This is a genomic window from Bacteroides sp. AR29, from assembly GCF_900217715.1.
In the GTDB taxonomy this organism is placed as follows: domain Bacteria; phylum Bacteroidota; class Bacteroidia; order Bacteroidales; family Bacteroidaceae; genus Bacteroides; species Bacteroides uniformis.
The window spans coordinates 15203-38133 of record NZ_OBMS01000030.1 but is presented as its reverse complement, the minus strand read 5'-3'; the positions used below and the strand labels follow the sequence as shown (position 1 = coordinate 38133).

The 22931-nt window shown below is 46.6% G+C and carries 18 protein-coding genes and 1 pseudogene; 9 read left to right on the top strand and 10 right to left on the bottom strand.

Features of this window, described 5'->3' with window-relative positions; translation table 11 throughout:
- The 7 genes and pseudogenes from CSD97_RS16950 (at position 1) to CSD97_RS16915 (ending at position 7607) form a co-directional block, all read left to right on the top strand.
- Positions 1-1401, top strand: coding sequence for a hypothetical protein (locus CSD97_RS16950; protein ID WP_098032770.1), 1401 nt, complete (start codon positions 1-3; stop codon positions 1399-1401).
- A 61-nt stretch (positions 1402-1462) separates the two neighbouring features.
- A complete protein-coding gene (locus CSD97_RS16945) occupies positions 1463-2551 on the top strand; it encodes a glycosyltransferase family 4 protein (RefSeq protein ID WP_098032769.1) in 1089 nt (362 codons plus the stop codon).
- Positions 2552-2587: 36 nt separating this feature from the next.
- Positions 2588-3661 (top strand): polysaccharide biosynthesis protein, encoded by a 1074-nt coding sequence (locus tag CSD97_RS16940; protein ID WP_098032768.1) that lies wholly within the window; start codon positions 2588-2590, stop codon positions 3659-3661.
- Positions 3662-3706: 45 nt separating this feature from the next.
- Positions 3707-4414, top strand: a pseudogene (locus CSD97_RS16935) (NAD-dependent epimerase/dehydratase family protein); the annotation flags it as partial.
- A 987-nt stretch (positions 4415-5401) separates the two neighbouring features.
- Positions 5402-5866: a DUF4494 domain-containing protein gene (locus CSD97_RS16925; RefSeq protein ID WP_005831367.1), complete on the top strand. Its 465-nt coding sequence runs from the start codon at positions 5402-5404 to the stop codon at positions 5864-5866.
- Positions 5867-5945: 79 nt separating this feature from the next.
- Positions 5946-6611: a YggS family pyridoxal phosphate-dependent enzyme gene (locus CSD97_RS16920; RefSeq protein WP_098032766.1), complete on the top strand. Its 666-nt coding sequence runs from the start codon at positions 5946-5948 to the stop codon at positions 6609-6611.
- 18 nt (positions 6612-6629) lie between these two features.
- Positions 6630-7607 carry a dihydroorotate dehydrogenase-like protein gene (locus CSD97_RS16915; protein WP_098032765.1) on the top strand — a complete coding sequence of 326 codons (978 nt, stop codon included), beginning with the start codon at positions 6630-6632 and terminating at the stop codon, positions 7605-7607.
- Positions 7608-7701: 94 nt separating this feature from the next.
- Here the strand turns inward: CSD97_RS16915 and CSD97_RS16910 are convergent, their stop codons facing one another.
- Both CSD97_RS16910 and CSD97_RS16905 read right to left on the bottom strand, forming a co-directional pair.
- Entirely contained in the window at positions 7702-9606 is a 1905-nt protein-coding gene (locus CSD97_RS16910) for a nucleoside-diphosphate sugar epimerase/dehydratase (RefSeq protein WP_005831372.1), read from the bottom strand.
- Positions 9607-9790: 184 nt separating this feature from the next.
- Positions 9791-11116 carry a PhoH family protein gene (locus CSD97_RS16905; protein WP_005831374.1) on the bottom strand — a complete coding sequence of 442 codons (1326 nt, stop codon included), beginning with the start codon at positions 11114-11116 and terminating at the stop codon, positions 9791-9793.
- A gap of 168 nt (positions 11117-11284) precedes the next feature.
- On the opposite strand from CSD97_RS16905, the gene CSD97_RS16900 reads away from it, so the two are divergent.
- Positions 11285-12538: a folylpolyglutamate synthase/dihydrofolate synthase family protein gene (locus tag CSD97_RS16900; RefSeq protein ID WP_098032764.1), complete on the top strand. Its 1254-nt coding sequence runs from the start codon at positions 11285-11287 to the stop codon at positions 12536-12538.
- On the opposite strand, the gene CSD97_RS16895 is transcribed toward CSD97_RS16900, so the two are convergent.
- The 7 genes from CSD97_RS16895 to dnaN all read right to left on the bottom strand — a co-directional run bounded on the left by CSD97_RS16895 (position 12506) and on the right by dnaN (position 20543).
- Entirely contained in the window at positions 12506-12880 is a 375-nt protein-coding gene (locus tag CSD97_RS16895; RefSeq protein WP_005831379.1) for a RidA family protein, read from the bottom strand. The two genes, CSD97_RS16900 and CSD97_RS16895, sit on opposite strands and share 33 nt — an antisense overlap.
- Before the next feature lie 226 nt (positions 12881-13106).
- On the bottom strand, positions 13107-14810 hold the full coding sequence (locus tag CSD97_RS16890; RefSeq protein ID WP_016274346.1) for a serine protease: 1704 nt from the start codon (positions 14808-14810) through the stop codon (positions 13107-13109).
- 3 nt (positions 14811-14813) lie between these two features.
- Positions 14814-15554, bottom strand: coding sequence for a 23S rRNA (guanosine(2251)-2'-O)-methyltransferase RlmB (gene rlmB, locus CSD97_RS16885; protein WP_005831382.1), 741 nt, complete (start codon positions 15552-15554; stop codon positions 14814-14816).
- Positions 15555-15582: 28 nt separating this feature from the next.
- Positions 15583-17253, bottom strand: coding sequence for a DNA repair protein RecN (gene recN, locus CSD97_RS16880; RefSeq protein ID WP_098032763.1), 1671 nt, complete (start codon positions 17251-17253; stop codon positions 15583-15585).
- A gap of 26 nt (positions 17254-17279) precedes the next feature.
- Positions 17280-18509: a bifunctional phosphopantothenoylcysteine decarboxylase/phosphopantothenate--cysteine ligase CoaBC gene (coaBC, locus tag CSD97_RS16875; RefSeq protein ID WP_098032762.1), complete on the bottom strand. Its 1230-nt coding sequence runs from the start codon at positions 18507-18509 to the stop codon at positions 17280-17282.
- On the bottom strand, positions 18510-19280 hold the full coding sequence (locus tag CSD97_RS16870) for a 3'-5' exonuclease (protein ID WP_005831385.1): 771 nt from the start codon (positions 19278-19280) through the stop codon (positions 18510-18512). It abuts the gene before it with no gap.
- A 138-nt stretch (positions 19281-19418) separates the two neighbouring features.
- Positions 19419-20543, bottom strand: coding sequence for a DNA polymerase III subunit beta (dnaN, locus tag CSD97_RS16865; RefSeq protein WP_005831387.1), 1125 nt, complete (start codon positions 20541-20543; stop codon positions 19419-19421).
- Positions 20544-20730: 187 nt separating this feature from the next.
- Between dnaN and CSD97_RS16860 the strand changes: the two genes are divergently transcribed.
- Complete coding sequence (locus CSD97_RS16860; protein ID WP_005831391.1) at positions 20731-21099, top strand: DUF3127 domain-containing protein; 369 nt, start codon at positions 20731-20733, stop codon at positions 21097-21099.
- Between the two features lie 167 nt (positions 21100-21266).
- On the opposite strand, the gene CSD97_RS16855 is transcribed toward CSD97_RS16860, so the two are convergent.
- Positions 21267-22901, bottom strand: a complete 1635-nt coding sequence (locus CSD97_RS16855) for a DUF3352 domain-containing protein (protein ID WP_005831393.1) — start codon at positions 22899-22901, stop codon at positions 21267-21269.
- Positions 22902-22931: the final 30 nt, after the last annotated feature.

The window sequence follows — 22931 nt, the reverse complement described above, 5'->3', positions numbered from 1 at the left end:
ATGAAAGGAATCATTAAGAATGCTTTTTATGCTACGTCTGCAAACTCTTTAAGCATGTTGGCAAGTGTTTTACTTTCATTTGTCTTACCTAAATTTGTTTCAATTGTAGATTATGGTTATTGGCAATTTTTTATATTATATTCAGGATATGTTGGTTTCCTTCATTTAGGTTTTTGCGATGGGCTGTATCTCAGATATGGAGGGAAAAAAAATGATTCTATAAATTTTCATGAATTGTCTATAATGTTTTCTTATTATTTGATATTCCAGATTTTAGTTTCTGCTATAATAATATTAATTGCTATTCTGTCAAAGTTGGATTTTGTATATAAAATTGTCTTAATGAGTATTGGGCTATATGCATTTATTGCAAATACAAATTCTTTTTTTACCAGTTTACTTTTGTCAACTAATAGAATTTTATTGTATAGTAGGGCTTTAGGCTTATCGAAAATATTGCTGATAGTTTATTCATGTATAATAATGTTTATTCCTATTGAGAATAAATTCTTATATATTATTGGAGGGTATTTGTTTACCTCAATTATTTCTGTTCTGCTTTTATTACCTAATTTTAAAGGCGTATTGTTTAATTTTGAGGGTTTTAGTGACGATAATAGAAGAAGTATAAAAACTATGAAATCACTTGTTTTTGTCGGATTTGTTTTAATGCTATCTAATGTGCTTTCTCATTTTATATTAGGTAGTGGACGTATGATTGTTGAATATGTATGGGATGTTGAAGCTTTTGCCAAACTATCTTTTGCTGTTTCTATTTCAATGTTCTTTTTGGCATTTGTATCGCAATTAGGAATGGTACTTTTCCCTTTATTGAAAAACATGAATAGCGAAACAGTGGTACGTGTTTTAAATAATGGTGACTTTTTGATTGGGTATATTATGATGTGGGGGTATTTTATGATTATACCAATCTCTTTTTTTATATATATGGTACTTCCCGCTTATGTAGAAAGTGTAAATTATATCTTAATATTGTTACCAACGAGCTTGTATATTATTAAATCTCAAATTTTGTATACAACCTATTTGAAAAGCATAAATATGCAAAATAAATTGTTGCTCATAAATATGCTTTCTGTACTTATTGCAGTAAGTTTGTATATATTGTCAGCACTATTTAGAAGTCTACAAGGTATGGCAATAGCCATGCTTGTCGGTTCATTTATGCAATATATACTTCAAAAGAGTGTAACAGATAACATATTGAAAATACATCATTGGAAGAATGTTCTTTTTGAGGCGTTTTTCTCTCTCTTTTTTATTGGTATATATATGAATACTTCTTTGACATTATTTATCATATTAATGTCAGTTACTATTTTAATCTACACATATTATAATAGATATATTATTTATGCTTCAATAAAAAAAGCATACTAATCTTTTATACTCATCTGCTTGTCATTAGATAGGTGAATTATTATTCTTAATTTATAGGTTGATGGTGAATGTAATTTTATTAGCTCCCTTGTACGGAAATGGTGGTATCGCTTCGTGGACAAAAAAGTATATAGATACCTTTCCGACAGAAGAATTTAGATTAATCCCTATTTCTTCTGTATTGTCATCAAAAAATATGCAAGCTCCAATTTATGAAAGATTAAGAAAAGGGGGACAGGAGGTAGGCTCTATAATTAAACAATTAAAAAAAAATATAGTAGAAAATGATGTAAAGATACTACATACTACAACAAGTGGGTCTTTAGGAACTTTCAGGGATTATCAAGTAGGAAAATTGTGTAAAAAATATGGTGTTAAAACAATTATGCATTGCCGGTATGGCTGTATTCCTGATATATTGGAGCATAATAATTTCATGAGATGGGCTTTGTTGCAAACAATGAAATATTACGATCAAATATGGGTTTTGGATAAATATTCTTTTAATGCTTTATCTGCAATACCGGACATTTGCGATAAAGTGAGATTAACTCCTAATAGCATAGAAGTAGATAGATTGGATTGTATTGCATCTAAAAGTTATACGAATTTTATTTTTATGGCGAATGTGTTACCTACTAAGGGCATTTTTGAATTAATAGAGGCTGTGAAAAAGGTGAAGTATAATATTCAGTTGCATATTGTAGGACCTGCAACGGAAAAGATGTTCTTTTTACTAAAAGAGTATGCTGCCAATCTGTGGGAGCAAAAAATATTTTATTATGGTAAATTGGAAAATCAACAAGCAGTACGGTTCTTGAAAGAGATGGATACTCTTATTTTACCGACATATTTTCCGGGTGAGGCCTTTCCTATATCAATATTAGAAGCTATGAGTTATGGAAAACTTGTAATAGCAACTCCTAGAGCGGCAATAGCGGATATGTTAACTGCATTAGATGGTACGCATTGTGGTATACTAATTCATGAAAAATCAGTAGAAAATATTGTAAAGTCTATTGAATGGGCTATAGAAAATAAAATATTGGCTGACGAAATGTGTATAAAAGCTTACGAAAAAGTGTGGAGTTCTTATAGGACTGATGTTGTATATGAATTATATCGTAATCATTATAGATCACTTCTATAAATAGTTTCTATATAGGTAATATAAATATTTATAATTATGTCTGTTTTTAATGACAAAGTTTTATTGATTACTGGCGGAACAGGTTCTTTCGGTAACGCGGTATTGCGTCGCTTTCTTAATAGCGGAATCAAGGAAATTCGCATCTTTAGCCGTGATGAGAAGAAGCAAGACGATATGCGGCATGCCTTGCAAAATCCGAAAATAAAATTCTATATCGGTAACGTGCGTGATCGCCAGTCCGTTGATGGTGCTATGGTAGGAGTGGATTATGTGTTTTCTGCCGCCGCCTTGAAGCAGGTTCCCAGTTGCGAGTTCTTCCCGTTGCAGGCTGTGCAGACCAATGTGATCGGCACGGACAATGTACTGGAATCTGCCATAGCGCATGGTGTAAAGAATGTGGTGGTGCTTTCTACCGACAAGGCCGCCTATCCCATCAATGCCATGGGTATCAGCAAGGCCATGATGGAGAAGGTTGCCATAGCCAAGGGCCGTGCGTTGGGTGAGGAGGCAGGAACGACCATCTGTTGCACCCGTTACGGCAATGTGATGGCAAGTCGCGGTTCTGTGATTCCCTTGTGGGTGGAGCAGATAAAGAACGGCAGGCCCATTACGGTAACGGACCCCAACATGACCCGCTTCATGATGACGCTGGACGATGCCGTGGATCTGGTAATCTATGCGTTTGAGCACGGGCATAACGGTGACCTGTTCGTGCAGAAGGCTCCTGCCGCCACCTTGGATGTACTGGCGCAGGCCTTGAAGGAAACATACGCGCAGGTTGATCCGAAATACGGTGAGACGGAGGTGAAGACCATCGGCACGCGCCACGGCGAGAAACTGTATGAGACACTGGTAACCCGCGAAGAGATGGCAAAGGCTGTCGACATGGGCGACTACTACCGCATCCCCTGCGACACCCGTGACTTGAACTATGACAAGTTCTTCACGGAAGGCAATGAGGATATTGCCCGTATAGAGGACTATCACAGCCATAACACCGCCCGCCTGGATGTGGAGGGCATGAAAAAGCTTCTTTTGAAACTCCGCTTCATCCGCGAAGACCTCGGGATGGAGGAAAAGGCGAAGAGCGCGGAAATCAAGAGCGAATAGTATAGCCATTGTTAACTTTTCCATCCTATCCAATCCCATTAGTTTATGAAAATCTTAGTGACCGGCTCCCGAGGGTTTGTCGGCCGGAACCTTGTATCCCAGCTGCACAACATCCGTGACGGGAAAGCCCGCAATTACGGCATTGCAGGTGAAGAACTTACCATTTACGAATATGACATGGACAGTGACCCTGCCGAACTGGATGTCTATTGCAGACAAGCTGACTTTGTCTTCAATCTGGCAGGCGTGAACCGTCCCCAGGATGCGTCTGAGTTTATGAAAGGGAACTTCGGCTTCGCCTCCACCTTGCTTGATACATTGAAGAAGCACGGCAATACCAGTCCGGTAATGATTTCCTCTTCCACGCAGGCCGCACTCGACAACCCTTACGGTGAATCGAAGCGGGCAGGGGAGCAACTGTTGTTCGAGTACTCCAGGGAAACGGATGCAAAGGTACTGGTGTACCGCTTCCCGAATGTTTTCGGCAAATGGTGCCGCCCCAACTATAACAGCGCGGTGGCCACTTTCTGCAACAACATTGCCCATGACTTGCCCATCCGGGTGAACGACCCTTCGGTGGTGATGCATCTGGTTTACATAGACGATGTGGTGGACGAGCTTATCTCTGCCCTGGGCGGCAGGGAACACCGCAACGGGGATTATTGCGAAGTACCCGTGGTGCATACCATTACCTTGGGCGGCATTGTGGAACTGATAAGGTCTTTCAGGCAAATGCCCGGTACCTTGTCCGTTGCCAGTTTATAAATGTATTATTGAAGTTTCGTAAATATACCTACTGATAAATGGGAATTTATCGCACAGAACGCAAGTGAAATAAAAGCCCACTTCCATAACCTATGGAGAGAGTGAAAGCCCATGGATTTCTATCTAAAACACAAGCATTACTTTACTTTTCGCCCTTTGTTTGTCCACTGTTGCATAGGGAATTAATAACGCCTAACGGCCATGAACAGCTCTGCTAATGGCCATGAAGCAATCGTTTAACGACCATAAGCAGGGTTGTTCATGGCCGTTAGGCGTCACTAACTCCAAGGCTTTTACAGATGAAGTACGTAGCCCGCGCCTATTGCGCACAAGGCACAAACGTATTGTACAGCAACTTAAAAGACATCAGACTCCACTATTCATAGTCGGGCAAACTCGAAAATGCAGGAAAACTACACTGACCGATTTATGTAACCCACGCGCGATATTATATTAAAGAATAATAAGTTACGACAAAACTCAGACGTTTTCGGCAGGTGGAAGCAAATTTTGCTTCCACCTTTTCAGGTTGCTTCCACCGCAGGGTAAATGCCGATGGATAGGGAGATACAGGAGGTGGGTGGAAGTGTGGAAGCAAAGCAGATGCAAATTTATGTTTCAGCAACACACCTCAAGTTTTAAAAAAGATGTAGTACAAAGGTATAAAATATAATAAGTGTTACAAATACACACTTTATGCCCCGACACTCTTGCAAATGTCGAAAAAGTCCGTACATTTGCAATGTGTTTTTCATAGTATTAGATTTAAGGTTAACAAAGGTTGGAGTACAGCGGTACTCCTTTTTTTATGCCCATACGTACCGTCCCGGTTCTCCAATAAAATTTTCACGTAAAATGCAAGGCAACTTTTTATATCCATTTAGTTTTTGGCTATCTTTGCACTGCTTTCGGCGGGCATAGGCACGCATAAAGCAGCTTAACTAACAATAAATCAATAATTAAAAACAGAAAATTATGGCAATGCATACATGGTTTGAATGTAAGATCCGTTACGAGAAAACAATGGAAAATGGAATGAACAAGAAGGTGACCGAACCGTACCTGGTGGATGCCCTCAGTTTTACGGAAGCGGAAGCACGCATCATCGAAGAGATGACGCCGTTCATTTCGGGAGAGTTCACCGTATCGGACATCAAACGTGCCAACTATAGCGAATTGTTCCCCAGCGAAGAGGAAGCTGCCGACCGCTGGTTTAAATGTAAACTGGTTTTCATCACACTGGACGAGAAAAGCGGTGCGGAAAAGAAAACCTCTACCCAGGTATTGGTGCAGGCTGCCGACCTGCGTGATGCAGTGAAGAAACTGGATGAGGGCATGAAAGGCACAATGGCCGACTATCAGATAGCATCTGTAGCGGAAACCGCCATTATGGATGTATATCCGTACAGTGCAGAGCCCGACGACAAACCGGAAGTTTAATTTGAGTGATGAGTTATAAGTTATGGGTCGCAATAATAACTCATAACTTATAACTCATCACTCATAACTCAAAAAAACGATGATTGCAGAGAATTTAAAACAAGTACTGAGCGAACTGCCTGAAAAGGTACGGCTGGTGGCTGTTTCCAAATTTCACCCCAACGAGGCGATAGAAGAAGCGTATCGTGCCGGCCAGCGTGTGTTCGGAGAAAGTAAGGTGCAGGAAATGACTGCCAAATACGAAAGTCTGCCCAAAGACATAGAATGGCATTTCATCGGGCATCTGCAAACAAACAAAATAAAATATATCGTTCCTTACGTAGCGCTGATTCATGGCATAGACTCCTACAAGCTGTTGGCCGAAGTGAACAAGCAGGCTGCCAAAGCCGAAAAAACTGTCAACTGCCTGCTGCAGCTGCACATTGCCCGGGAAGAGACCAAGTTTGGATTCAGCTTTGACGAATGCCGGGAAATGCTGGCAGCCGGTGAATGGAGAAAGCTCAATCATATCCGGATATGCGGATTGATGGGCATGGCCACGAATACGGACAATGACGAACAAATCAAAACTGAGTTTTGTTCTTTAAGTAGCTTCTTCAATGAAGTGAAAGCCAAGTGGTTTGCCGATGCAGAGTCATTCCGGGAACTGTCCATGGGAATGTCTCACGATTACCACGAGGCCATTGCAGCCGGGAGCACCTTGATACGTGTAGGAAGCAAGATTTTTGGAGAAAGAAACTATTAACCATAAAAAATCATTATCATGGCAACATTAGAAACTACTTTTGCAGGGCTGAAACTCAAAAACCCCATTATTGTCAGTAGCTCCGGACTGACGGACAGCACCGCCAAGAACCAGAAACTATCTGAGGCCGGCGCAGGTGCCATTGTGCTAAAATCACTCTTTGAAGAGCAAATCATGATGGAGGCTGACTGGATGGGAGACCCGAACATGTACCCCGAAGGCAGTGACTACCTTGTAGGATATATCCGCGAACATAAGCTGGGTGAATATCTGAACCTGATTAAGGAAAGCAAAAAGGTTTGCAATATCCCCATCATAGCCAGCATCAACTGCTATCAGAATGCCGACTGGGTGGAATTTGCCACCAAAATAGAAGAAGCTGGTGCAGACGCACTGGAAATCAATATCCTTGCACTGCAGACGGATGTACAGTATACATATGGAACCTTCGAGCAACGCCACATCGACATTCTGAGCCACATCAAGAAGACGGTCAAGATACCCGTCATCATGAAGCTGGGCGACAACCTGACCAATCCGATAGCTCTGATAGACCAACTGTACGCCAACGGCGCCGCCGCAGTAGTGCTGTTCAACCGCTTCTACCAGCCGGACATCAACATTGAGAAAATGATACAAGTATCCGGCAACGTATTCAGCAATGAAGCCGATTTGTCTAAAGCCCTGCGCTGGATAGGCATCGCTTCGGCAGCCGTAAACAAGCTGGACTATGCCGCTTCCGGTGGTATCCACTCGCCCGAAGGCGTTGTCAAGGCAATATTAGCAGGTGCTTCGGCCGTAGAGATATGCAGTGTGCTTTATCAGAATTCAGCTACCATCATTGAAGAATACATCCGCTTCCTCAACTTGTGGATGGACCGCAAAGGTATGGAAACCATCAGCCAGTTCAAAGGTATTCTGAACGTAAACGACCCGAAGGGAGTCAATACTTTCGAACGTACACAGTTCTTGAAATACTTCTCTTCACATGAATGAGACAAAAGGCTGACAAGAAGACAATAAAATTGAAAGGGTGATAACACTACAATGACGTTATCACCCTTTCATTTTATACTATACCGCTATCTTTTTATTTCTTCTTATCCAGCGCCTCAAAGCAGGAATTCTTGCTCACGAATTCCGGAACAATATCCTTCATGGCAGCAACAATTTTCATCTGGTCATAGGTGTAACTTACATCAATCAGCTTCTGGATACGCTCCTTCACCTCGTCATAGTCATACTCACGCACCGTAGCAATCATAATCTTCTCATGATAGGTGGGCTTTGTAAGCTCCTTCACATTCAAGAGTTCTTCGTAGAGCTTCTCGCCATGACGGAGACCGGTAAATTCAATCTTCACATCCGTACGTCCAGAAAGGCTGATCATACGCTTGGCAAGGTCCACAATCTTCACCGGCTTACCCATGTCGAAGATGTAGATTTCACCGCCGTTGCCCATACTGCCGGCCTCAAGAACAAGGCGGCAAGCTTCGGGAATGGTCATGAAGTAACGGATTATCTCAGGATGGGTCACCGTCACCGGACCGCCACGCTGAATCTGGTCGCGGAAACGGGGAATGACAGAACCGTTGGAACCCAGCACATTGCCGAAACGCGTAGTGATGAACTGAGTGGCATGGCCTCCCTCCTTCTGCAACTTCTTCGCAAGAGACTGCACATAAATCTCGCAAATACGCTTGGAACAGCCCATCACGTTTGTAGGGTTAACAGCCTTGTCCGTAGAAATCATCACAAACTTCTCGGCACCGTATTTCACGGCAAGATCGGCAACGGTGCGCGTGCCGAATACGTTCACCTGGATGGACTCGGAAACGTTGTCCTCCATCATCGGCACATGCTTGTAGGCGGCCGCATGGAAAATATACTGGGGCTTGAACTCCCTGAAGATATCCTCCATGCGCGTGGCATTGGAGATGTCGGCTATGATGGTCTCGGCATCGATGTCGCGCCAACGGTCCTGAAGTTCCAGACGGATGTCGTGCAGAGGGGTCTCGGCCTGGTCCACTAAAATAAGTTTATAGGGATTGAACGAAGCCACCTGGCGCATGATTTCACTGCCGATGGAGCCGGCGGCGCCCGTAATCATCACACGCTTGCCCTCCAGATGAGAGGCAACCTTATGGATATCTATCTCGATAGGATTGCGCTGAAGCAGGTCCTCAATCTGAATTTCCTTCAACTGTGTGCGGCTCAGCGCCTGACCGTTCCACTCGCTCAAAGGAGGCGCAGTCATCAGTTTGATGTTGTGCACCAGCAGGCGGTCAGCCATGTCGGACTTCTTCAGTTCCTCCATCTTGGCAGGAGAAATGATGATGGTCTGCACATCGCGGTCGTTCAGCACATCAATCAGCGTATCATCGTTGGGGAACACCCTGACACCCATCATCACCTTGTTGATAAGCTCAGGTTCGTCCGCAATGAATCCGCGCAGACGGTAGTGGTTGCGCAGATTGACACGCAATGCCTTGGCAATGTTGACCCCGGCTTCCTTGGCACCGTAAATGAACACATTGGCACTATGGGTGCCGTCGAAGTTCAGCGCCTCGAAGAAAGTCTTGACAATCACACGGGAGCATGCCATCATGGCAAAGCTGATGATATAAGACATGAACAGCACGCTGACCGGAGCCAGGTTGAACTCCAAATAGCTTTCCGTCAGGACGCTCGTTATCATCAGCAGTGCATACGACACCGTCAATGACACAAAAATGCGCATGATATCCACAAAGGAGGAAAAGCGCAACACATTGGAATACGTACGGAAAACACGGAAGAAAATCAAGTTGACAACAACCGTCCATAAAATGGTCTTGTCAATGGTAGAGGATTCCAAAAAAATGCTTCTGAAATCATATCGGAGAGCATAGGCCAACAGACTGGATATGACGATGATAAATACGTCAATTAATAGAATAGTCCATATCGGAAGCACTTTCGCGGAAAGATACCGATGAAAAAAATTTCGCTTCATTTCGCTTGACAGTTTTGTTTTAGGCGAGGCAAAGATACACTATTTTAGTCAAAACGGACAAGAAATCGATAAAAAAATATTATAATAATTATTTATCGTCTATAAAGAAACTATCCCGCCACCCTCGTTTTAACAGTTGGAAAGCGGGATGGAAATAATTTTACCCCAGAAAATGCGGTATCCGCTACATCAGATTACTTGCCAACTCGCTCAACTGGCTACGCTCCCCTTTCACCAGATTGACATGGGCAAACAAATTCTGGTCCCTCATGCGGTCTATCATATAAACAAGCCCATTGGACTGACTGTCCAGATAGGGTTGGTCTATCTGCTGAATATCACCGGTAAACACCATTTTTGTGCCTTCACCGGCACGGGTGATGATGGTCTTAATCTCATGCGGAGTCAGGTTTTGGGCTTCATCAATAATACAGTAGGTCTCGCTCAAACTGCGCCCGCGGATAAAGGCTAATGCCTCGATGACCAATTGTTCACTTTTTTGCATATCCTCCAAGCGTTTCACTTCAGAGGAATTGGCAGCGAACTGATGCTTGATTACATTCAAATTATCGAACAAAGGCTGCATGTAAGGAGCCACTTTCTCATTGGCATCACCGGGAAGGAATCCAAGGTCTTTATTGGATAGGGCCACGATGGGACGTGCCAGGAGAATCTGCTTGTAGTCGGTAAGTTTTCCCAATGCGGCGGCCAATGCCAGCAGGGTCTTGCCGGTTCCCGCCTTGCCGGTCAGGGCAACCAACTTGATGTTCGGGTCGTTCAGCACCTCAAAAGCAAAGCTCTGCTCGGCATTGCGCGGCTCAATGCCATAATTCTTTGTCTTGTGGACCCGGCAAATCGAATGGGCAAAGGGATTATAACGCGCAAGCACACTGCTGCGGTCACTCTTCAGCACAAAACATTCGTTGGGACGAATGATGTCCTTAAAATCGAACTCGTTGATGTCCAGTCCTTCTTTGGAAGAATAAATGCGATCTATCAGCGCAGGGTCAATACCCTCGAACACTTCATTCGACTTTTCGAATATATCCACATTGATTACCTTATCATTGATGTAGTCTTCGCACAGCAGACCGATGGAACGCGCCTTCATGCGCAGATTCACGTCTTTCGTGACAAGGATGGTTTTCATTTTAGGCTTTTTGGTGGAAAGCCAGTCCACTACCGACAGAATCTGATGGTCGGGGATGCGTTCGGGAAAGGAATCACGTACTCGGGGAGAGTCCACCATGCCTGCCACCACAAACAGACGGCCTAAGCCCTCTCCCAATGGCGCCCCTTTGGTGAACAGATTATCATCGGTAATCAAATCAAGCTCACGGACGAACTCACGCGCATTGAAATTAATCTGCTCATTACCTTTCTTGAATTTGTCCAGTTCTTCAAGGACTACGATGGGAAGATAAATGTCATTCTCTTGAAAATTCTTCAAACAGTTATAATCGTGAAGAATCACATTCGTATCAATCACAAAATTTTTCTTAGCTCCCATACACGTTAGATTTAAATTGTTAATACCTTTGCATAAGCTTAAGATAAGCTACACTGCAAGCAATTTCAAGCAAGCTTGATTGCGTTCGGTCTGCATTATCTTTGTCGCTTTTAAAGATAACAAATTAATAGGGAGAAAGGATTGCTTCTCCGTTAAATATTATAAAAGATGGATTATCAGGACACTTTAACTTACTTATATAACAGTGTGCCCATGTTTCAGCAAGTGGGCGGCTCAGCATACAAGGAAGGATTGGAAAACACTCTGACCCTGGACGCACACTTCGAACATCCCCACCGCAGTTTCCGCAGCATTCATGTGGCCGGTACCAATGGAAAGGGTTCCTGCTCGCATACGCTTGCCGCCATACTGCAAGAGGCAGGATACAGGGTCGGGCTCTATACCTCGCCCCATCTGGTGGATTTCCGGGAGCGCATCCGGATTAACGGACAGCCTATACCCGAGGAATACGTCATCCGTTTTGTAGAGCAGGAACGTGGCTTCTTCGAACCCCTCCATCCCTCTTTCTTTGAGCTGACCACCGCCATGGCCTTCCGCTACTTTGCCGATGAAAAGGTGGATGTAGCCGTAATCGAGGTGGGACTAGGCGGACGCCTGGACTGTACCAATATCATCCGTCCGGATGTATGCATCATCACCAACATCAGTTTTGACCATACCCAATTCCTGGGGGACACCTTGGCAAAAATCGCAGGAGAGAAGGCAGGAATCATTAAAAGCGGTATCCCCGTTGTAATCGGCGAGACCACTCCCGAAACGAAACCGGTATTTCTGGAAAAAGCACAGACAACGGGTGCTCCCATCTACTTTGCCGAGGAGAATGACCGTGAAGACTATCCCGGAATAGAATACGAACTGAAAGGGCTCTACCAGCAGAAAAATGCCCGGACCATCCTCACCGCCCTCCCGCTACTGAAAGAAGCCGGCTACCGGCTGGACGGACAAGCAGTGCGCAGTGGCTTTGCCCGTGTGGTGGAACTGACGGGCTTGATGGGACGCTGGCAAAAACTGCAGGACTCGCCCACCCTGATTTGTGACACCGGCCACAATGTGGGAGGCATCACCTACATTACAGAACAACTGAAACAACAGGCTTACCGCCAGCTACACATCATCATAGGCATGGTGAATGACAAGGATATACGGGGGGTACTGGCCCTGCTGCCCCGGGAAGCGACCTACTACTTCACCAAAGCCAGCGTGAAGCGAGCATTGCCCGAAAGCGAACTACAGGAGCTGGCCGCAGCAGCTGGCCTGAAAGGGCATTGCTATCCTGACGTACCCGCCGCCGTGCAGGCCGCACAAGAAAAAAGCCTCCCGGAAGATTTCATCTTCGTGGGAGGCAGCAGTTTCATTGTGGCCGACTTGTTAGCGAACCGCGATGCACTCAATCTCTACTAAGGCATCTTTGGGCAGCGCCTTCACTGCCACAGCCGAACGTGCCGGGAAAGCACCGTCAAAATAAGTGGCATATACCTTGTTCATATCAGCGAACAAGGACATGTCTGCCAGGAAAACAGTTGTCTTCACAATATTCGCCATACCCAGCCCTGCCTCTTCCAGGATATGCTTTATATTCTCCAAGGACTGGCGAGCTTGCGCTTCCGCACCTTCAGCCATCACTCCGGTAGCTGCGTCAATAGGCAACTGACCTGATACAAATACCATTCCGCCGGCTTCGATAGCCTGGCTATAAGGGCCTATGGCGCCCGGTGCCTTCTGGCTGCAAATCACTTTCTTCATGATTGTCAAAGTTTGTTTTTATTAATAATCGAGTCTATTTTCCTTTTTTGAAATAAAAAAATCCGAAGTATATGCAGTATTCCGGAAATCCACGCATTTTATAAATAAAACAACGTAATTTCACTCATAACCTGTTATACCTAGACTTAACTCATTTAACACGGGGGAGTTCCCCAAAACAGAGGCTCTGCTTGCGAAAGCAGAGCCTTTATTCTATCCCATCCCTTTACTTGCAATGCTTCTCAATCAAAGCATCCACATTGGGGTCACCCAATTCCTTTGCCTTGGCAAAGCTGGCACAAGCTTCCTTGTCCTTCTTCATCTGCAGCTGGGCGATACCCATCAGACGGTAGGCTTCGGCATATTTAGGGTCTTTCTCCAGAGCAGCCTTCAGCACATTCAACGCCTCCTCGTAACGTCCCACGCGAAGATTCACCACTGCCAGTTCGGCACGGTAGGTCAAATCTTCCGGATTCAGTTCGATGGCCTTCGCCATATCGTCCAGCGCACGCTGGTACTGCTTGGCCTTCAAGGCAGCCTGCTCACGGTAATAGTAGAACATGTCGTTCACTTTACCGTTCACGGCATTGTAATAGGCGTCATAATCCAGCATGGCATTACGCGCCTGGTCTGCATTCATACGGGCTTGGGCACGCTCCAGCAAGTAAGGGGCGGCTTCCTCCGTATAGGGCTGGGTAAAGCGGGCCACACAACTGTCCATCAGAGCCAGTACCTCTTCGGCAGGTGCCTGCATCAGTTCCTTGGTCTTGGCAGCACTGAAGAAGGTAGCCGGAGAGGCCAGAATGGTCTTATTCACTTTATCATAGCTGGTAAATGCCGACGGATAGTCCTGCTTGGCAAACAGGATGTCACCCTCCAACTGGACATAAACCGGAAGCTCGTCAATGGCTATCGCTTTCCGTACCTCGTCCAGAGCCTTGTCGAGCGACCAGTCCTTATAAACTTTCTCGGGCTTGCCCAATGCATAATTATAGATTATCTTGGCCCGGTTGTAATACACATCATCTTTCTTTGCCGCAACCTCCAAAGCCTTATCCATATCTGCGGCGACCTTATCCATGGAAGCATCTTCACGGGACATGAACAGATGCTGGGAAGCGCGGCGCAGATAACCGTCGGCACTGGCAGGATATTGTGCAATGAAATCGTTCAGAGTCTCCATATACTTCTCCGGAGACAGTTGGGAAGAAGCCATGTAGAGGAACACCAAAGCCTGCTCTTCGGTATCGGGCAATGCCTTCTTGATACCGATGCCCTTCAATGACATATCTCCATAAGACAATGCGGAGATATTCTGCGACATGGCGAAATTGGCATCAATGGCATAGCAGATGGTAGCCGTGTCTTGTCCGGAGGACTTCTGCGCAAGGCCGAAGACCTGCCCGTCCACAGTCATCAGCGGACAACTCACCATCTTGTCCTTCAAACGCATATCAAGTGTATAATAGGAATAGTTACCGGAAATCTTATCAGCTTCCTTTACTTTCCCGGCAGTGAAGGAACGGTCCTTCTGGGTGGAATAAGGCAGCAGATATACATCCGCACCGACGGCCGGAGCCACAGCAGCCAAAGTGAGTGCCGTGACTTTCTTTCCGGGGATGCCGACACGGAACTTGACAACATCGTACATGTCATCGGCCCCCATAATGGCCTCCACCGGCATCTGTGCCCCGTCCGAGCTCATCACAACGGCGCGCCGGGCACCTTTGAACAAGGTGTAGTCAGAAAGCGCAACGCCATCTTCAGTGACAAAAAAGCCGTTTCCAGTATTCAGTATCTTATCGTCCTGGTCGTAGGTCACCACCGAAAAAACGGCACGTTTGGCTTTGTCTACCCACTTCGGGGCTTGTGCCACACTCCACTGAGCCAATAAACAGAGAGTGAGCATCAACAGCAATTTCTTTTTCATATCTTAGTTGGTTCTTTGTTTTACCGCTTCATAAATCAAAATGCCGGCTGCAACGGAAACATTGAGGGACTCGATGGTTCCCAACATGGGAATCTTCACCCACTCGTCACACAACGCCAGGTTGTCATAGGACACCCCCTTGTCTTCGGCACCCATAATGATGCACATCGGACCGGTATAGTCGGCTTTGGTATAGTCGTAATCGCCTTTCTCCGTGGCTGCCACGATATGGAAACCACTATTCTTGAGGAATTGCAGGGTCTCTTTCAGGCTGTGTTCGCGGCAAACGGGCAAAGTGTGCAAGGCTCCTGCCGAGGTTTTCATGGCATCTGCGTTGACAGATACACTGTTCCGTGCAGGGATAATCACGGCATCTACCGCCGCACACTCGCAAGTACGGGCAATGGCACCGAAATTGCGGACATCCGTGATGCCGTCGAGCATCACAAACAGAGGATTCTTGCCCTGCTCGAAAAGGAAAGGTACCAAGTCCTCCGTCTTCTGGTAAGTGACTGAAGAGATGAAGGCAATCACTCCCTGGTGATTCTTCCGCGTCACGCGGTTGATGCGTTCCACCGGAACGCGCTGTACCGGTATCAAAGTCCCTTTCAAGACAGCGAACAGCTCTTTTGACAAATCACTCTGAATGTCCTTCTTTACCAATATCTTGTCTATCTCTTTTCCTGCCTGAATGGCTTCTATCACGGCACGAACGCCGAAAATCATTTCACTGTTATCAACCATATATGGGTATTTACTATTTGACGATTTACTATTTACTATTTGATACTTCCAGCAATGCTCTGGCATTGTTCAGTGCGGCTTCGGTCAGCTTAGCACCACTCAGCATATGGGCTATTTCTTCCACACGTTCATCGTCGGTCAGACGACGGATGTGACTGTTTGTTTCCGTCTCGTTGTCCTGCTTGTACACCTTATAATGGGCGCGTCCGCGGGCAGCAATCTGGGGCAGATGGGTGATACTGATTACCTGGCGGTCCTGCTCGCCCATCTCCTGCATGATATCCGCCATGCGGTCGGCTATCTCGCCGGAGACTCCGGTATCTATTTCGTCGAATACAATGGTAGGAAGCTTGACGGCACCGGCTATCATTGCCTTGATGGAGAGCATGACGCGGGCTATTTCACCACCCGAAGCTACGGAGGAGACGCTTTGCAATGCCCCGTTCTTATTCGCGGAAAACAAGAAGTTCACAGTATCCGCCCCGTGTATGCCCGGCTCTTTGCGGGCACCTATCTCTACCTGGAAACGGACATTGGGCATGCCCAACGGAACCAGCCGCGCAGCCATCTGCTTCTCCACTTCACGGGCAACGGCAGTACGCGCCTTGGTGAGGACGGCAGCCTGCTTTTTCACCTTATTATATAAAGCGTCGCAACGCGCTTTCAGTTCCTCGATGTGCTCGTCGGACGAAGTGATGGCGGAGAGTTTGGCGGCGTATTCATCCGTCAGCGCCAGAAGTTCACCGACAGTGGAAACGCGGTGCTTCTGTTGGAGCGTATAAATCAAGTTCAGACGTTCGTTCACTTCATCCAGACGTTCGGGGTTGAACTCTATTTCATCCTCCTTACCCGACACTTCCTGCGAAATATCCTTCAACTCGATATAAGTGCTTTCCATGCGTTCGGCAAGTTCCCCGGCAACCGGATAAACCCTCTGCAGGCCGAGCATCGTATTCAGGCATTCCTTCAGCCCGGACAACAAGCCTCCTTCGTCCGAGTAGAGCGTCTGCCCTACCCGATAGAGTCCGGCCTTTATCTCTTCCGCATGGCTCAGCGTATCTGCCTCTTGCTCCAGCTCCTCCTGCTCACCGGCAGACAAGTGTGCCTCTTCCAACTGTTCCAGTTGGAAACGGATATAGTCTTCGTCCGACTTATCCTGATTGGCACGGGCAACAAGGGCCTCCAAATCCTGCTGTGCCTGCTTCCATGCTCCGAAGATATGCTGGTAAGCAGACAAGGCCTCTTCGTTATGCGACAAGATGTCCAGTACATTCAACTGAAACCCTTCCTTGTTCAGCAATAGGTTCTGATGCTGGGAATGCACGTCAATCAGCTGTTCTCCCAACTCCTTCATCTGAGCCAATGAAGCAGGCGTGTCATTGATGAATGCCCGGCTCTTGCCCGAAGCGGACACCTCGCGGCGCAGGATGCATTCTTCCTCGTACTCCAACTCATTCTCCTCAAAGAAAGGCTGCATACCGTAAGCGGAAATATCAAAACGGGCCTCGATAATGCACTTCGAAGCTCCTACACGAATGGCTTTCACATCGGCACGCTGTCCCAGCAGCAGACCGATGGCACCCAGAATAATGGATTTTCCAGCACCGGTCTCACCCGTTATCACCGAGAAACCGCTGCTGAAGCTGATATCGAGCTTTTCAATAAGCGCATAATTCTGTATGTAAAGCGAACGCAACATAAGGATATTGACGATTTGACGATTTACTATTTACTATTTAAATCTTTCACCAGACGGTCTACGATGTCGGCAGCCACTTCGGCTTTGGACTTCAAGGGGTAGTCCGTCTTTCCCTGGTGGTCTATGATACTGATTTTATTGGTATCGCAACGAAAACCGGCTCCCTTGTCGTTCAGGGAGTTCAGCACGATGAAGTCCAGATTCTTGCGGTTGAGCTTGTCTTCCGCATTCATCTGCTCGTTATGAGTCTCAAGGGCAAAGCCTACGAGGAGGCGCCGTTGGTGCTCTGTATCGTTCTTCAGATTGCCTAAGAAAGCGGCTATGTCGCGAGTAGGTTTCAAGTTCAAACTCATCTCCCCGGTCTTTTCACGCTTGATTTTCTCATCCGCCACTTGTTCGGGGGTGTAGTCTGCCACGGCAGCCGTCAAGATGGCGGCATCGGCATGGACAAAGGCGGCGGATGCAGCCTCGAACATCTCCTGCGCCGACTCTACCGCATGGTACTGGTGCATCGGGAAGTAAGTGCCTTGCTGCACCGGACCGGCAATCAGTATCACCTTGGCCCCTCTGGCGGTACATTCATCTGCCAGGGCAAGTCCCATCTTGCCGGAAGAATAGTTGCCGATGAAGCGCACCGGGTCTATCTTCTCATAAGTAGGTCCTGCGGTTATCATCACTGTCTTGCCCACCAGGTCGCCATCTTTGGCAGCAAAGTACATTTCCAGGTGGCGGATGATATTCTCCGGCTCCTCCATACGGCCTTTCCCCACCAGATGGCTGGCGAGTTCTCCCGTAGCAGGTTCTATGATGTGGTTTCCATAAGAGCGGAGTGTATTCAGATTCTTTTGGGTGGAAGGATGGGCATACATGTCCAGGTCCATGGCAGGCGCCACAAACACCGGAGCTTTGGCGGAAAGATAGGTGGTAATCAGCATATTGTCTGCCACGCCATTCGCCATCTTGCCGATGGTGGAAGCCGTAGCCGGGGCTATCAGCATGGCATCTGCCCACAGACCGAGGTCCACATGGCTGTTCCAGGTGCCATCGCGTTGGGCAAAGAACTCACTGATAACCGGTTTGCTGGTCAGGGCAGAGAGCGTGATAGGGGTAATAAATTCTTTTCCGGCAGGCGTAATGACCACCTGCACCTCTGCACCACGCTTAATCAGTCCGCGAATAATATAGCATGCTTTATAGGCGGCAATGCTGCCCGTAATGCCCAATACTATTTTCTTCCCTTTCAGTATATTTGCCATTTATTTCTGAGTCATTTCACGCAGACGTATCTTGGTCAGCGTGGCTTTGGTATTCAGGGTAAAATCACTGTTCAGAATCCAGCTGTAATAGCCGGGATCGCGCTTCAGGACATCGGATACCGACATGCCCTTGTACTTGCCGAAGTTGAATACTTCCACACCTTTGTCATCGTAGACCATACGACCGGCAAAGTCCACATTCTTGTTGAAGCTGGAATAGTCGGCAAGGAAAGCCACGTCATTCTGCAACTCCGGATAGCGGTCCAACTGCGACATCAGCACTTCGTAGGTGGCACGTGTATCAGCCTCTGCCGTATGGGCGTCTTCCAAATTCTTGCCGCAATAGAATTTATAGGCAGCAGACAGCGTGCGTTGCTCCATCTTGTGGAAAATGACCTGCACGTCCACAAACTTGCGGCGACTCATGTCAATGTCCACACCGGCACGAAGGAACTCTTCCGCCAGGACGGGGATATCAAAACGGTTGGAGTTGAAGCCCGCCAAGTCGCATCCTTCAATGTCATTGGCAATGTTGCGCGCCACTTCCTTGAATGTGGGGCAGTCGGCTATATCGGCATCGTAGATGCCATGAACGGCAGATGCTTCGGCAGGAATGGGCATTTCGGGGTTGATACGCATGGTTTTGGACTCCTCATTCCCGTTGGGATATACCTTGAGGTAACAGATTTCGACAATTCGGTCTGAGTTGATATTGGTACCCGTAGTCTCCAAATCAAAAAAGACTATCGGATTTTTCAGATTCAATTTCATTGTTTTTTCGTTTTATAAGCTCTGGCTATGAGCTATAAATTATAAGTTTAACTTACAAGCCACGAGCTACAAGTACCGTGCGGCATAATTGCGCAGCCACTTGTAGCTCGTAGCTCATAATCCGATTGCTAATATTCATCAGTCATTCAGCATCATCGGCATCAGCAGCATCAGCAAGTCTTCGTTCTCTTCCTGCTCTACCGGAATAATGACACCTGCACGTGAAGGATCTGCCAGTTCGATAACGATTTCATCGGCAGAAATGTTATTCAGAATGTCAATCAAGAACGTGGACTTGAAACCGATGCTCATCGGATTGCCCGCATATTGGCAAACCAGTGTTTCTTCGGCCGATGTAGAGAAGTCGATGTCCTGTGCGGAGATGACAATCAGATTCTCCTGCATACGGAGCTTGATAAGGCTGCTTGCCTGCGAAGAGAAGATAGACACGCGGCGCAAAGCACCGAGCAGTTGCAGACGGTCTACCGTCACTTTATAAGGGTTGTTCTGCGGAATCACAGAGTTGTAGTTGGGATAGCGTCCTTCGATAAGACGGCACACCATGCGGTAGCTTTCCAATGTGAACACAGCGTTGCGTTCGTCGAACTCGATAGTCACCATGCCTTGCTCTTTCGGCAGCAGATTCTTCATCAGCGAAGCCGGCTTCTTGGGCAGGATAAAGGCGGCACGTTCGTTACCTTTGGCAGCCAGTGTCTTGCAGCGCACCAGCTTATGACCGTCTGATGCCACCATCGTGATGTCCTCCGTTGTAATATCGAAATAGATACCGTTCATCACGGGACGAAGCTCGTCATCAGCCGTAGCAAACACGGCACGGTTGATACCACCCAGCAACACTTGTGCATCCATTTCCACACGTACGGCATTGTCACCCAACATGGCAGACTGCGGGAACTCGTCCGCATTCTGCCCCATCAGGCTGTATTTACCGTTCTGATACTGTACCGTGATTTCAAGGGAATCCGTATTGATTTCAAAAGTCAACGGTTGTTCGGGAATTTCCTTCAAAGCGTCCAAAAGGGTTTTGGCTGTGACGGCAAAACGGCCGTCCATATCACTTTCATTCACTTCGACCGTAGTGACCATCGTCGTTTCACTGTCGGAAACAGTTGCAGACAAGGTTCCGTCTTGCAGTTCAAAGAGGAAACAATCCAAAATAGGCAACGCATTCTTCGAATTAATCACACGGCTGATAGCCTGCAAATGACTGGAGAGCGCAGTACTCGAAACGATAAATTTCATATCTTCTGTATATTTAAGTTTTTTATTTTGCTAACGTCTTAGAAACCGTTTTTATCTTTTTCAAACTGACGGACAAAGTTAAAAAAAGAATTCCCTACGACAAAGAAATAGCAAGAAAAAACAGCCGAATATTCGTCTCATATTCCTAAAAAATTGTAACTTCGCCGCATCATTTAAAAAGAAAACAATGGAATTTACAGGAAAAATCATCGCTATACTCCAGCCCAGAGGCGGAGTTTCCAAGTCAGGTAACGAATGGAAATCACAAGAATATGTGATTGAAGACCATGGCCAATATCCGCGCAAAATGTGTTTTGACGTATTTGGAGCGGACAAAATCGAACAGTTCAATATTCAGATGGGCGAAGAGCTGACAGTATCTTTTGATGTAGACGCACGCCAATGGCAAGACCGTTGGTTCAACAGTATTCGCGCATGGAAGGTAGAACGCGTAAGCACTGCCGCACCCGCTCCGGGCGCTCCCGTTCCACCGCCGGCTCCCACTGCCGCACCGGAATTCCTCGCAGGGGATGCAAAGGATGACCTGCCGTTCTAAGAATATGTTATAATTCACCACAGATTGCACAGATTAACACAGTTTATTCTAGAATTTTGATAATCAAGATTTTTTAGCTGTTTTAATCTGTGCAATCTGTGGTGAGTGTGTATTTTGACTTTCCTCGTGCTTATTTTCCCTCAGCACTCTACAGAATGACCGATTAATCACCCTTTATAAAGCAATACGATATTCGGATAAACCACCCCTTCTGTACAAGTGAATTGTACTGCAAGCATGAAATGACGGAAGAAGTTGGATTGACGGAAGAAGAAGTTCGGTATCAGACGCACATACGTTTCAGGCTGGCTCAGCATCATCTCCATATCCACCATCATCACAAAATTATATATGGGTGAAAGACTGCCTATGCCCTCTTCGTACACCGGTGTTCCGTCTAACACATCTCCACTCTCCACCGCCTCAATATAGGCCGAAAGGCTCAGTGCATCGGGAGCCAGCAACAGACTACCCCGATAGAAACAGGCAAAGGTATAAAGGGCAGACTCCGTGATGCCCGTCAGTTGGGTGAGCAGCGTGTTACGGGGCAACACATATTTAGGGAACTTCCTTGCTTTGGGATACAACGAATTATTTGAAACCACCTTCGGCATAAGCGGAGCATCCTCTTCCTTGGGGGTACTGTAAAGCAGAGACTGCAAGCGGCGTTCCGCTGCCAGTTCATCCTTGAGAGGGATACACATCACGGCGCAAGGCAGCTTGTCCAACGTGTCTTTAGACTGGAACAAGCAAGACATCACGCTCTCGCCCGCATGCTCATTCAAGTAAGCAATCCACTCCTCGTCGCGCTGCTTGATATAGTCTGAATAGGTGGCCTTGGCATACTCCTGACTGGCAGTAAAGCCAAACCAGGAATTTCTGTCAGACATTGCCCAGCGATCGTAAAAAAAAGTGGAAGACGGAAGCAGAGCCCCGGAAAATCCGTCCTCTACCGGCTGCTGCACCCGCAAGGCATTGATAAACGTCTGTGTGGAATCCGACCCATGGCTGATGCCGGAGCAATAAATGGCATCTTCATTGAACTTCATGTCAAACTCCGCCCAACTGCCCAGCTGCGTCTGCGAACGGATACCGTCCGTAGGCTTCCCCATATCCACTCCTTTCATACGCACATAGACCGTGGCAGCCACGTTACTCTGCTTGCCCGCGTACATAGTGCGGAAAGAAGGGAGGTTCATCAGGGACTTTTTGCTGCGCCGCGCATCAATCACATGTTCTATCAAACGCTTCTGGAAACTTACAACCAGAAAATCGGGAGTGAAGTAGGCAGCCAGAAAACGACCGTCTGCCATGGGATAGATACGTATCTCCTCTCCCTTGTAATCGAAATACTTGGAAGGAAACGAACTGGAGCAGTACTTCTCCACAAAAGACTCCACCAACTCATAATCACCCGAACCCAAACTGCAATACAATACTTGGTTCATCGGTGTATCCGGCTCGTGAAAGCTAATCAGCATCTTGTTCATCTGTTTACTCAGTCCATGCGGAGTATCCTCCACCAAAGTATACAAATATTTCTTCAAGTAAACAAAAAGCTCCGATACGTATAGAAAATGATTGTCTTTGCTGCAATTCAGTTCATTGATATCCTCCACGAGGTCTGCCATACGGTCAGTTTCGAGTATGGCTGTGGCATCTTGCGGCACCAAAGTATAAAGATTGAAATCCTGCCGGTTCTCCACCGAATTCAACCGCAGGAAGGAATACACGCCAAAACCGGTACATAGCAGCACTATGGACACAACGACAGCTATCTGTATGAGGAGTCGGAGTTTCATGGCATTTATTCATCAACTTTTGGCAAAAAT